We start from the raw sequence: 12018 nt of genomic DNA, 5'->3' as shown, positions 1-12018 counted from the left end.
TGGGTAGGGACTTGCTTGTATCAGAAGGGGTACAAGCCCCTTCTGATAAACTGCGAAGCAGTTATTTGGTTATGAGCAAGTAGCGAAAGCGGATTGCGAATATCCGATTGACTTTCGATGATCATATGACACTCTCTTCTATTCATAACAATTTCAAAACTGTTTTTTTCATCTACCTTTAATCCTTTTGAAATCATAGATCTTCATGCCAAACAACCTTGCACATTTTTTTCAAACTCTGTATAATTCAAAAAAGACACTTCAGTATATAAGTATCTTATCGAAAGGAGTCTTCCTTAATATATGGAAACTACAATTAAGCAAATCGAAGATATGTCCCTGAATGCCTGGCCTTCTCACAAGATGGAACTGTATGATGGCTGGATTCTGAGATTTTCCTATTTTTATACACACAGAACCAACAGCGTAGAGCAGTTTGGAAATTCCACTCTCACATGGAGAGAAAAAATCCCTTACTGCGAAAGCGTCTACAAACGCCTGGGAACTCCTGCTGTTTTTAAAATCAGCCCCCTTGTTTCCCCGGACTTTGATTATGTCCTGGAGAACCGCGGATATGCAATCCAACATACAACAAACGTCATGGCAATGAGTTTGAAAACAGCACATCTGGAGGCACCATATCCTGACGTGACTTTCTGCGATAACATTCCTTCCGAATGGATTGAAAGTTTGTTCCGTTTAAAGAACACCACAAATCCGATTCATCGAAGGGTCGTTCCATCCATGTATCAGGCCATCCTGAAAGAAACGATCTGTGCTTCCATCCGTATAGACGGACAGATTATTGCAACCGGACTTGGAATTCTGGATCGTGATTATATAGGTATCTACGCTATCCACGTCAAAGAAGAATATCGCAAGCATGGCTATGCACGCCAGATCTGCACCGGACTTCTGAAAGAGGGGATGAAAAAAGGTGCGCAGAATGCTTACCTTCAGGTCGTTGAAGGAAATGATAATGCCCGGGCACTTTATAAATCACTCGGATTTCACCAGCTTTATACCTACTGGTTCCGCGTGCAGCCAGATGAAAATGGGAATTTCCCACCTGAGAAATAAATGAAAGTACAAAAATAAATCCGATGATATTCTCAAATCAAAGAAACCCACTATAAAGCAGTTTCATTTATCTGCTCCACAGCGGGCTTCTTTATCTTCACTTTTTTCTTTTTCGGGGAATCGATTGATATGTAATTAACATAGTTCGCGCATGCTATGTTATCTTATCAGTCCATTATTCAAGTCTTATTCTGTTACCGTTTTTCTGATTTCAACAGAGCCATCATTTTTTTCTGAATTCTGGCTCTCTGCCTTCACCTTATTTATACGGTTTTCTTCTTCAATACTGCCGGTGCCGCATTACCAACAACCATTGCTGTCAGCGGGCTGAAGTACAGCAGGCAGGTCAGTACACAGTAGATCGGAATCATAATTGCAAACTGTACCAGTCTTCCCGGCATGATCGCATAGAAGTTGTAACCAAGCATGATTACAAGACCAGCTGTTGTAAATACCAGAGAACTGAGAATTGCAGTCACCACGATAGATACACAGATACCAACTGTTTTTCCGGTTTTCTTTCTGTTTGCAAACAATGGTTTCGCAAGAGCAGGAAGAACACCCCAGAGGATTGCCGCAACTGTAATAAACGGGTTTACCGCATAACCTTTCATGAAGCATCCGATAATATCTGCACATAATCCACAGACACCACCTGCTACCGGGCCCAGCCACAGACCAGCAAGGATTGTACATACACTTCCCACAGAAATACGATACGCACCAAGATCAATGACCAGAACTCGTGTGAGTACCAGATGCATGGCGATCAGAAGAGCCATGAACACCAATGTTTTTACGTTCCAATATTGTTTTTTCTGCATAATAAAAACACCTCCATAATGTGTTTAAAAAAATAGAGTAGTTACATAAATAATAATCCCTCCACATTATGAGATGTCCTCACATGTAGCAACGGGTGCGGAAATTATATCGTAAGCAGCTCGCTTTTCTGCTTTTCGTTTCACGGCGACTCCCCAGCCTGTGAACACTTGACGCATAAAATCCTACTTCGCTATTATTTATTTATCGAAATTATAACACAATTCATAAAAATTACAATATATTTTCCGTTATTATTTTCACAAATTTGAATACTACTTTTTGTTCATTCTATACGAATAATCTGCTTTTTTACTTGAGAGTATTGCTGCAAACACTCATAAGTCTATGAATAAAACAGCCGCATATACTAATACTATAACATTATGCAGCAGTCCGGCATCTTCAGCAATGAGAAATTACATGAATACAGATATTCCGTCCCGGTCTGCTATAATCATGGAGGTAAAAAAATGTCAGAAATATGCAAAAATAACTGCCAAAATCCTTATAATATATGTTATGATAATTACTTGAATACCAACGCCTGTACGGAATGTACCGGCCTGATATGCACTCCTGCCAAAGACAATGACGAATGGGAAAGCTACCGGAAAATTTTTGATTTTATCCCTGAACCACCAGAAGACGGTATCCCTCTCTGTAAATAACTATTGCATACGGCAGGAATCATGTTCAAACGAATGATTTATCGGAGGTCCTGTCTATATTATGAAAAAACTGCTTGCTGCATGTGTCTGTGCCGGTCTTAGCTTCTCTATTGCCGGATGCAGCCCTGGAACTGTACTGGAACAATTTACATCTACCGGAGATACATCCGTCCGGGAACTCACTTCTTCATCTGATACCACAACTACAACCGAAGCCAAAGACCGCGTTTATATGGATGAGCTCTCCGGCACCTTGCAGGATTTTTCCGGAAGTCAGCTCATCCTGAATACAGACAGTGCCTCTTATGTATTTAATGTTTCTAATGCCACATTGGAATGTAAGGGCGGAATGATCACCGGTGACGAGATCAGTATTATTTATGAGGGGCAGCTCTCTGGTACAGATACCAGCAGCGTGCATGTTCTCAAAGTCGTAGATGAATATCACAAAAAAAATAAACTAAAGAAAAGAACTGCTCATGGACAGGTTATCTCCCTGACCTCCAATACAATTACCATAAAATCAAAAAAGGGTAAAACTGCTACCTACCCGATTACCGGAACTGAGCAATATTATCAAAACGGAATCAAGGTCGGAAACTGGGTTTACCTGACATTCAAAGGTAAATTTCCAGACACTTCCGATGATGCTTCCGCATCCCTGAATGCAAGTCATCTGAAAGTACTCAGTATCTCCGATCTGGAAAACTTGCAGATTCCTGATCCGACACCAACTCCGGCTCCAAATGTCACATTAACTCCTGAACAGATTGCCAATACCGAAAAACAATTTCTGGCAACTATACAGGGAGTAAATGCAAACATCCTCCAGATTCTTCCAGCCGGAAGTGATACTACCTTCAATCTTGATATGTCCGCAATACCAGCTTACTTCAAAGGCGGGATTGCACCTGGCTCTCACGTAAATGTTACCTATATCGGGGACTTGCAGACCGATCCTTTTGAAGCAGTCCGTATCATTGCCGTAACCGGTGAGGATCCTGATACCATTGACAATAAACATATTTCCTTTACCGCATCCGGTACGATCATTGGCAGCACCGCCAATACAATCACTTTACAGACGGACGATGGAGCTGTAGATACCTTCCGCATCGAAAATGCTGAAAACCTTACCGAGGGAGGCATGGAATACGGAGATTATGTCCGCATTACTTTCCATCCTTCCAGGTCAAAATCTTCCAATATTTATACTGCTGTCAATGTACAGGATTCGTAAAAAATAAAACCGTAGCAAATACTCTCAGTTAAATTCTGAAAATACTTGCTACGGTCTATTTTATTCTATCTGCAAAATTTCTTTCGGATTTCCATTTCGCCTTCCATCAGCCATTGATAAGCCTTTTCTTCATTTCCCAGAATCTGCACAAATGCCTGCATTTCATCCTGAATCCCCTGTCCATGAAGAACTCGGTAAGCTCCTGCATCACTTCCCGGCGCCACCTTCACGCCAAGCCCAAATGCCTTTCGCACATTTTCTTCTGCTGTCTCAATAATTGGTCTTAAAGTCTCATCCGCATACCGCCCGTCACCCAGAAGGTTTCGCACAGTAACCAGAGTAGGCACCCACACAGTATGGCTCTCAGATAACATGGCAAGACTTTCTTCATTCATATAATTTCCATGCTCCAGACTGTCCACGCCAGCCTCCACTGCTGCCTGCACACCGTAAGTTCCATTGGTGTGAGACATCACAGCCATACCTTCCTCATGCGCAATATGTACCATTTCCTTTACTTCCGTCGCATCCAACGGTGTTCCGGTAATTGCTCCATGTGCATTAAAATCCAGCAGTCCTGTCGTCATGATCTTAATAAAATCCGCACTCTGCTCTTTCGCTTCCAGCACACGTTTATGAAATTCCGGCATCGTAGAAAAGTTTTTCCCGACAATCGAACCATAATGACCTTCTTTATGAATAGCAAACACAGGTGTTCGATAGTCAATACCATACTCTGGTGCAAGTTCCTTCGCCCGCGCCGAAACTCCAAGGGCATCTCCACCATCACGCACAAAGGTAATTCCTCTGTCCTGATATATTTTCAAATGTTCCCTTATCACATTGTCATCCGGTCCATTCCTATGCAGATCAATCGCATGGCGGTAATTCACACCGTCCATGATTATATGCGCATGACATTCTCCAAACATTTTTCTCGTTCCTCTGCTTTCATTTGTTTCGCTACTTCCATCCATTTTTCTTTTTAATAGCCAGATTCATTTGTCATCAAAATTAACCTTCACTCAATATAACTCTATCGTTAATGCTCCCAATAGTTAAAACAAGAAGTTTTACAACATATTAAATAAGCAGATATTTTCTATGACTTGTTTATTTCTCAAAAAAGCCGCGAATTTCCTTCTCTGTTGCCTGCACAGATCCCTGCACAAAGAATGGCTTACCGCCACCTCTTCCATTCAATGCAGCATTCAGCTCCTTTGTATACTGGCGCAAATCTCCATCAATCTCACCCATCGCATATTTGTAGCTTCCATCCTCATTTCTGGAAAATACCGCACAACATCCCTGACAGGTATTCATCACCGCATCCGCAAGTCTACGGACAGAATCTGCTTCCAGACCTTCTTTAAAAATCAGGACACTTCCTGCGCCTTCCCACTTCTTCGCCTCTGCCTGGAACATATCCTCCTCCATACGGGCAACCTGTCCCTTCAGGCGGAAGTTCTCATCCTGCAGACGCTGTACCGCATCTGCTGTTCTGTCCATCTTTGCAGAAAGCTTCATGGAAATCTGATGATTCTGCTCATTCACCATATTCAGATAATTCAGAACACGTTTACCGCAGATCATCTCCATACGAATACCATCATGGAATTTCACTACAGACAGAAGCTTCACCATTCCGATCTCACCTGTATGAGTCACATGAGTTCCACAGCACGCACAGACATCCGCTCCCGGAAAATCTACAATACGAACCTGACCTGTCAGCTCCTTCTTGCTTCTGTAATCCAGAGTCTTCAATTCTTCCGCAGTTGGATAAGTAATCACAACTTCCTTATCCTCCCACACTTTCTCATTCACTTCTCTCTCAATCTCCGCAAGCTGCGCTTCATCCAGCATCCCATTCAGATCCACTGTGATTACATCACTACCCATATGAAATCCCACATTATCATAACCATACTTCGCATGGATAACACCACTCACCATATGCTCTCCGGAATGCTGCTGCATCAAATCAAACCGACGCTCCCAGTCAATCTTACCCTCAACCTTCGCACCCACTTCCAACGCCTGCTCCGTATAATGAAGCAGCTCGCCATCCTTCTCATGAACCTCCGTCACCTTCACATCCCCCAGAGTTCCCACATCACTCGGCTGGCCGCCACCTTCCGGATAAAAAGCACTCTCATCCAGAATCACAGCAAACCCATTCTTATGCTCCCTACACTCCAGAACCGTCGCTGTAAATTTCTTTTTATACACATCCTCATAATATAAACGTCTTGTCTCTGTCATAACTGCTGTCTCTCCTTTGCCAATCTTCAAACTTACAATTCCCATACTTACGTTGCACCATCTATATTTCACTGCCCTCAAGTATAAAACAAAAAATCATCCTTATCAAGTCCACGTCCACCCTCTACACCATATTCCCCCTCACCTCATCGCAAAACAAAAAGCGCCAAAACTGTTATATCCAGTACCCAGCGCAGAAAAATAGTTTGTTTTGGGTGCATTTGCAGGATGCTTAGATATTCTTAGTTATCAAAAAACTGCGTTATGAGAAATCAGAGACACTGTTTGAGCGAAGCGAGTTTGGCTCTGATTTCTCATGGTTTTAGCAGCTTTTTGATGACTTAGAATATCTTAGCGTCCGAAACCGCACCCAAAACAAACTATTTTTCTGCGCGTCCCTTATCAAAAGATTTTTTATATTCCTCAATATCTGAATCCATTTCCCCCTCTCCCGCGTTATAATTAATTGAACGAGGAAAAGGAGACAGAAATGATCACAGAAAAACAATATCTGGAATATCTTATCAAACAATACCAGAACTTAATATACTCGATCTGCCTGAAATCCGTCGGCAATCCATTCGATGCCGAGGATCTGACTCAGGAAGTATTTCTGTCTGCCTACAAAAACCTTTCCCGTTTCGATGGAACATACGAGAAAGCCTGGCTAAGCAAGATTGCTGTCCGAAAGTGTCTGGATTATCTGAAGGCAGCCGGACGGCGAAGTATTCCAACAGAAGACACCTACTTTTCCCAGATTCCGGACAGACAATCCTCTCCCGAAGATGAATATATGAAAACTGCATCCAATACTCACGTAGAAGCATTGTGTATGCAGCTGAAAAGTCCTTACAAAGAAGTCGCTTACGCACATTTCTGCAGGGAAATGTCAGTACCTGAGATTGCACAGCAGACAGGGAAAAATCCGAAAACAGTTCAGACACAGCTCTATCGCGCGAGGGCAATGCTGAAAAAAATGCTTGAAAGGGGTGATTAGATGCATATTAATAAGAAGGGTTTAATAGAATTTGACAACGGAAATATGAACACACAGGAGGTCATTGAGTTTCTGTCACATCTTGATCACTGCGATTTCTGTCTGGATCAGATGATGGAACAGGAAGACAACAGTACGGATACTGCTCCCTCCTATCTGATGGAACAGATTTTGGACAAAGCAGACTCTGGTGAAGTGCAGCTTGCCCGGGCAGCAAATAAAGCATCGCGCAAAATCCAGCTGCTTCATTACAGTCTTCAGACTGCTGCAGGTGTGATGGTTGCCCTGTTGCTTTTATTCAGTATCCCAAATCTGGATTTCACTTCCTTACATCAGGATACTTCCTCTCAGACAGACAGAATATTGCCCGAACATGAAAACGGCAGGCTCTACCAGTTCACCAGAGAACTCGGACAGAACATTGGTGATGGCACCAGTTCTTTTATAAAATATGTCAGTGATTTTTCCAGCAAATTAATGAATGGAGGCAAATAAAAGTATGCAAAAACAAAAACGTGGATTCTGGCTTTTTATCTTCTCCCTGATTCCAGGCGCAGGAGAAATGTACATGGGATTCAAAAAACAGGGAATCAGTATTATGTTCTTATTCTGGGGTGTCTTTGCGATCGGAGCCTGTACCGGAATGGACTGGCTGGTGTTCCTGATCCCGATCATCTGGTTCTACAGTTTCTTTAATGTGCACAATCTGAAATCTCTTTCCGAGGAAGAATTTTACTCCATAGAAGATTCCTATGTCCTTCATATGGATGAACTGGCAGGAGATATCAGTTCTCTGCTTAAACATCACGGAAAGATAACTGCGATTCTGCTGATTTTCCTTGGTGCTTCTATTCTGTGGAACACTCTGGTAGATTTCCTCTATATGATCTTACCCGGATATCTGGCTGATGTTATCGGCAGATTCACATATCATCTGCCACAGCTTGTGATTGCAGCTGCTATCATTTTTGCAGGAATTTATATTCTCACACGCAAGAAGGACGCACTGGATGAAGAACAGCCTGACAGCTTCACTGAGGAAGAACATTACTGGACACCTTATCGTCCGTATCAGCAGAGTGTTCCGAATATGTCAACTGACGCAGAGAAAAATACCACAGGCACAGTGAATCCTGACTGCTGTGCAGATACCGATATCACGGATACCGCAAACAACAAAAGCCCGGTATCTCTGAAAAAAGATTCTGCCGCCGGGGTGTCTCAGGAGGATGCATCATCACAAACATCAAATTCTGAATCATGACTCAAAATGGGATTGTCACATCAAGGAATCTACCTTCATGTAACAATCCCATTCTTATTATTCTCACATGGATACCGAAACTTCTCCAAAGGACAATATTGTCTCCTGCCCGTCCTCTTCCCGTACTTTCAACCGTCCGTCCCTGCATATCTCCAATGCAAATGCCTGTCTGGAAGAGTTCCCGTCTGTGATTGTGATCTGATGTCCCGGGATCATGTTATGTTCCACATAATCCGGAGATAGTTTCAGATCTGCTGTTTCTTTTCGCAGCTCGTTCACGATCGTTGCAGTCAGTTTATTACGGTCAGTCTGTTCTGCATCTTCTTTTGTCTCATAAAGAGCTCCCGCTATATTTCTTAATTCCCCAGGCAGATTCTCCTGGTCCAGATAAAGGTTCAATCCCATGCCAACTACCACAAACTCAATATTTCCACTCTCAAAATCTGTGACAGCCTCTGTGAGTATTCCACAGACCTTCTTTCCTTTATAAAACAGATCATTAACCCATTTAATATCAAGCTGGATTCCACAGATCTGGGCAACTGCTCTGTAGACTGCCACTGCTGCCGCAGTTGTGATCAGCAGACTGTCATGTATGGTTCCCTGCGGCTTCAGGATCACGCTCATATAAAGACCTGCATCTGCAGGGGAATAGAATTCCCGTCCTCTGCGTCCCCTGCCTGCAGTCTGACTTCTGGCAATGACAAATGCCCCGTGTCCGGTCTCTCCCATCATGGCTTCTTTCTTGGCTGTCTGGTTTGTAGATTCCAGTTTATCATAAATATCTATTTTAACTTTCGAATCATCCAGAAACAGACGGATTCCCTCCTGTGACAGACGGTTTGTATCCTTTGCAAGCATATATCCCTTATTAGGACCTGCCTCAATACGATATCCGTCTTCCCGAAGAGATTTCACTGCCTTCCACACTGCTGCTCTGGTACATCCCAGTTCTCCGGCAATACGCTCTCCCGATAATACCTCACCCTTATTCTTCTCTAACATTTCCAAAAGACTTGATTTTACGGTCATCTTTACCCCTTTTACACTAGTTATAATATATCAATCATACCATCTTGAAAGTCTTTTGTCTAATGATTACATTAATTATCCGTCAGTAACGCCACCACTCCCGCATATAACACCATAAACCCCATAAATAAAGCAATCATATCCGTAGAATGAAAATCAATATTAAAAATCATTCCACCTGCAATGATCAATTCTACTGTCACGATCAGTCCCAGAATAACGGCCATTGTTTTAGAAAGTTTACGGTTTGCTTTTTTTCTTCTCATTCCCTGTGTGGTATTTGCTGTATTTGTCATAATCCGTCTCCTCCTTGATTATATCGAACATATTTTCCGAACGTATATTCGGTTTTGTTATATGATACCACACCCTGTTCGAAAATGGAAGAGTTTTTTCGAACATTTGTTTTGTTTATTCTGCAAAATCTATTCTAAAATATTTAAGATATGCTTTATACCTGTCCTGTGCAGTAAGGCACGTATCTGTCAGATAACCTTTTTCAATATTCCACTCTTTCAGTCCACGATAATAAAACATCTTCAGATCATCTTCAATAATGAATGGAACAATATTATATTTCAGGCATTCTTTAAACATAATCAGTCTGCCTACGCGACCGTTTCCATCCTGAAATGGATGAATCCGTTCAAATTTTACATGAAATTCCAGAATATCTTCAAATGTCTTTCTTTTTTTACCGTTATATTCCATCAAAAAAGATTTCATTTTTTCGGAAACTTCTTCCGGACTCGCCGTTTCCATACCCCCAACTTCATTTGGAAATTTTTTATAGTCCCCAACCGTAAACCAATCTTTTCTGGAATCGCTGGTACCATTTTTCAAAGTCAAATGTAGTTCCTTAATAAACTTCTCTGTCAATGTAGATTTTGCATTGTCAATGATCAATTCTATACAGCGAAAATGATTTGCTGTTTCAATAACATCATCTACATTAAGAACTTCATTTTCTATACCAATCGTATTTGTTTCAAAAATATATCTTGTCTGATCATGAGTCAGACGACTGCCCTCGATATGGTTAGAATTATATGTCAGATCAATTTGCGTCTTATGATAAATACCACCGGAATATCTGTTTTTCTTTTCTTCCTGTAGAATTTCCAGCAAAGTTTTCGGTACTTCTTTTTTTCTGTTAATACGCCCCGGCTTCTGTGCATCTTCCGGAATTTCCCATGTTTTTCCATTGAGTCTTGCTTCATCTACACGACCTTGCGTACAGTAATTTCTTACACTTCGCTCTGAAATATTCCATTTCTTTGCAACTTCTTTTACTAAAAGATATCTCATAAGATTATTCACTCCCTTTTACAGTTTCTACTATGCTACTACTTATTATAACACATTATCGGCAATAAATTCTGTTTTTGCAATTTCTATGTTTTACTTTTTTTGCCGATAATAAATGACCTTTCTTCCGTCACAATTTCATCCGGCTGATTTTATTTGCAGGCAAAAAAGAAGACTACCATGCTGATTTTGTCTGCATGATAATCTTCTTTATTTTTCTACATACTTATTTTACATAAACTGTGCAAACACAGATGCTCCTACAACTGTAAGCAAACCTGCAACCGCAATAGCAAGACTGCTCATGGCACCTTCTATCTCGCCAAGTTCCATTGCCTTTGCAGTACCAATGGCATGTGAGGAAGTTCCAAGCGCAAGTCCTTTGGCAATTGGTTCTTCGATATGTGCCAGTTTGATCACTGTCTCTGCGACCATATTTCCAAGAACACCTGTAATGATGATAACTGCAACTGTAATTGTCACGATACCACCCAGTTCCTCTGAAACACCCATTCCGATTGCAGTAGTAATAGACTTCGGAAGAAGTGTCACATACTGCTCATGGCTCAGTCTGAACAGCTTTGCAAGAATCAGCACGCTGACCAGGCTGGCAAGTACACCGGAAACAATTCCAATGACAACAGCTTTCAGGTTCTTTTTCAGAAGTTCCATCTGCTGATACAGCGGAACTGCCAGGCAGACCGTCGCAGGTGTGAGCAGATAGCTGATATACTGACCGCTCTGATTATAAGTATCATAATCTATATGCAATAAGCAAAGTACTGCGATCACTGCGATGATCGAAATCAAAAGTGGATTAAAAATCGCCATCTTAAATTTTCTTTTTAAAAGAAGTCCCACCTCATATGCAATCAGGCTGAGCGCCGCGCCAAAAAATATTGAGTTACTCATAAAGTTTGTCATGATTTCTTCTGTCCTTTCTTTCTGTCCATACGAATAACTGCCTGAGTGACACGTCCTGTCACAATCATTACCACAACTGTGGTGATCACAACGATTAAAATGATTGGCACACATACAGGTTTTAATACTCCCCAGGCTGTCAGAAGTCCGACACCTGCCGGAATAAACATAACCGGCATGATCTCTATGAGAAATTCAGCTGCTTCTTTTACCTGATCTAATTTGATAATATGAGTTAACAATGCGATCAGCATGATCACCAGTCCATACACACTTGCCGGTACAGGAAGCGGGATTAGAACATGTAATGCCTCTCCCATTGCGGATATCAGTAAAATAATCCAGAATTGTCTTACGTATTTCATTTTCAGTCTCCTCTAATTTCGTTCTTGCTGATGTAGCATGGACGATTTCT

General features: G+C 41.6%; 13 protein-coding genes and 1 riboswitch. Of the genes, 5 read left to right on the top strand and 8 right to left on the bottom strand.

Features of this window, described 5'->3' with window-relative positions; all coding sequences use genetic code 11:
• The first annotated feature begins 303 nt into the window (after positions 1-303).
• Complete coding sequence (locus AC058W_RS04225; RefSeq protein ID WP_117845109.1) at positions 304-1080, top strand: GNAT family N-acetyltransferase; 777 nt, start codon at positions 304-306, stop codon at positions 1078-1080.
• 263 nt (positions 1081-1343) lie between these two features.
• On the opposite strand, the gene AC058W_RS04220 is transcribed toward AC058W_RS04225, so the two are convergent.
• Entirely contained in the window at positions 1344-1904 is a 561-nt protein-coding gene (locus tag AC058W_RS04220) for a folate family ECF transporter S component (RefSeq protein WP_117676683.1), read from the bottom strand.
• 87 nt (positions 1905-1991) lie between these two features.
• Positions 1992-2097: riboswitch (THF riboswitch) on the bottom strand.
• A 537-nt stretch (positions 2098-2634) separates the two neighbouring features.
• Between AC058W_RS04220 and AC058W_RS04215 the strand changes: the two genes are divergently transcribed.
• Complete coding sequence (locus tag AC058W_RS04215; RefSeq protein WP_118247122.1) at positions 2635-3813, top strand: hypothetical protein; 1179 nt, start codon at positions 2635-2637, stop codon at positions 3811-3813.
• A gap of 65 nt (positions 3814-3878) precedes the next feature.
• Here the strand turns inward: AC058W_RS04215 and AC058W_RS04210 are convergent, their stop codons facing one another.
• The gene (locus tag AC058W_RS04210; protein ID WP_118247121.1) at positions 3879-4745 is read right to left on the bottom strand and encodes an amidohydrolase family protein; all 867 of its coding nucleotides are present in this window, start codon (positions 4743-4745) and stop codon (positions 3879-3881) included.
• Between the two features lie 181 nt (positions 4746-4926).
• Positions 4927-6123, bottom strand: coding sequence for an alanyl-tRNA editing protein (locus AC058W_RS04205; RefSeq protein WP_479389759.1), 1197 nt, complete (start codon positions 6121-6123; stop codon positions 4927-4929).
• A 445-nt stretch (positions 6124-6568) separates the two neighbouring features.
• Between AC058W_RS04205 and AC058W_RS04200 the strand changes: the two genes are divergently transcribed.
• The 3 genes from AC058W_RS04200 to AC058W_RS04190 are packed head-to-tail and all read left to right on the top strand — an operon-like array spanning position 6569 to position 8339.
• On the top strand, positions 6569-7075 hold the full coding sequence (locus tag AC058W_RS04200; protein WP_117845103.1) for an RNA polymerase sigma factor: 507 nt from the start codon (positions 6569-6571) through the stop codon (positions 7073-7075).
• Positions 7076-7570, top strand: coding sequence for a hypothetical protein (locus tag AC058W_RS04195; RefSeq protein WP_117676686.1), 495 nt, complete (start codon positions 7076-7078; stop codon positions 7568-7570).
• A gap of 4 nt (positions 7571-7574) precedes the next feature.
• A complete protein-coding gene (locus tag AC058W_RS04190; RefSeq protein ID WP_479389758.1) occupies positions 7575-8339 on the top strand; it encodes a hypothetical protein in 765 nt (254 codons plus the stop codon).
• A 63-nt stretch (positions 8340-8402) separates the two neighbouring features.
• Here the strand turns inward: AC058W_RS04190 and AC058W_RS04185 are convergent, their stop codons facing one another.
• The 5 genes from AC058W_RS04185 to AC058W_RS04165 all read right to left on the bottom strand — a co-directional run bounded on the left by AC058W_RS04185 (position 8403) and on the right by AC058W_RS04165 (position 11968).
• Positions 8403-9371, bottom strand: coding sequence for a biotin--[acetyl-CoA-carboxylase] ligase (locus tag AC058W_RS04185; protein WP_118247118.1), 969 nt, complete (start codon positions 9369-9371; stop codon positions 8403-8405).
• A 71-nt stretch (positions 9372-9442) separates the two neighbouring features.
• Entirely contained in the window at positions 9443-9667 is a 225-nt protein-coding gene (locus AC058W_RS04180) for a hypothetical protein (RefSeq protein WP_117845097.1), read from the bottom strand.
• A gap of 115 nt (positions 9668-9782) precedes the next feature.
• Positions 9783-10679 (bottom strand): Fic family protein, encoded by an 897-nt coding sequence (locus AC058W_RS04175; protein WP_118137156.1) that lies wholly within the window; start codon positions 10677-10679, stop codon positions 9783-9785.
• A 231-nt stretch (positions 10680-10910) separates the two neighbouring features.
• Positions 10911-11603, bottom strand: a complete 693-nt coding sequence (locus tag AC058W_RS04170; RefSeq protein WP_117846338.1) for an LrgB family protein — start codon at positions 11601-11603, stop codon at positions 10911-10913.
• A complete protein-coding gene (locus AC058W_RS04165; protein ID WP_117846337.1) occupies positions 11600-11968 on the bottom strand; it encodes a CidA/LrgA family protein in 369 nt (122 codons plus the stop codon). Before AC058W_RS04165 ends, AC058W_RS04170 begins: the two co-directional genes overlap by 4 nt.
• Positions 11969-12018 lie beyond the last annotated feature (50 nt).

It is taken from the genome of Blautia sp. CGZ-1-C1, assembly GCF_056504575.1.
This window is presented reverse-complemented; position numbering and strand designations above follow the sequence as displayed.

What these genes read in the sequence shown, in the direction of transcription:
- AC058W_RS04200 (WP_117845103.1), top strand. Translation starts at nt 6,569, where the DNA reads ATGATCACAGAAAAACAATATCTGGAATATCTTATCAAACAATACCAG.
- AC058W_RS04195 (WP_117676686.1), top strand. Translation starts at nt 7,076, where the DNA reads ATGCATATTAATAAGAAGGGTTTAATAGAATTTGACAACGGAAATATG.
- AC058W_RS04165 (WP_117846337.1), bottom strand. Translation starts at nt 11,968, where the DNA reads ATGAAATACGTAAGACAATTCTGGATTATTTTACTGATATCCGCAATG.
- AC058W_RS04205 (WP_479389759.1), bottom strand. Translation starts at nt 6,123, where the DNA reads ATGGGAATTGTAAGTTTGAAGATTGGCAAAGGAGAGACAGCAGTTATG.
- AC058W_RS04170 (WP_117846338.1), bottom strand. Translation starts at nt 11,603, where the DNA reads ATGACAAACTTTATGAGTAACTCAATATTTTTTGGCGCGGCGCTCAGC.
- AC058W_RS04190 (WP_479389758.1), top strand. Translation starts at nt 7,575, where the DNA reads ATGCAAAAACAAAAACGTGGATTCTGGCTTTTTATCTTCTCCCTGATT.
- AC058W_RS04220 (WP_117676683.1), bottom strand. Translation starts at nt 1,904, where the DNA reads ATGCAGAAAAAACAATATTGGAACGTAAAAACATTGGTGTTCATGGCT.
- AC058W_RS04175 (WP_118137156.1), bottom strand. Translation starts at nt 10,679, where the DNA reads ATGAGATATCTTTTAGTAAAAGAAGTTGCAAAGAAATGGAATATTTCA.
- AC058W_RS04185 (WP_118247118.1), bottom strand. Translation starts at nt 9,371, where the DNA reads ATGACCGTAAAATCAAGTCTTTTGGAAATGTTAGAGAAGAATAAGGGT.
- AC058W_RS04225 (WP_117845109.1), top strand. Translation starts at nt 304, where the DNA reads ATGGAAACTACAATTAAGCAAATCGAAGATATGTCCCTGAATGCCTGG.
- AC058W_RS04180 (WP_117845097.1), bottom strand. Translation starts at nt 9,667, where the DNA reads ATGACAAATACAGCAAATACCACACAGGGAATGAGAAGAAAAAAAGCA.
- AC058W_RS04215 (WP_118247122.1), top strand. Translation starts at nt 2,635, where the DNA reads ATGAAAAAACTGCTTGCTGCATGTGTCTGTGCCGGTCTTAGCTTCTCT.
- AC058W_RS04210 (WP_118247121.1), bottom strand. Translation starts at nt 4,745, where the DNA reads ATGTTTGGAGAATGTCATGCGCATATAATCATGGACGGTGTGAATTAC.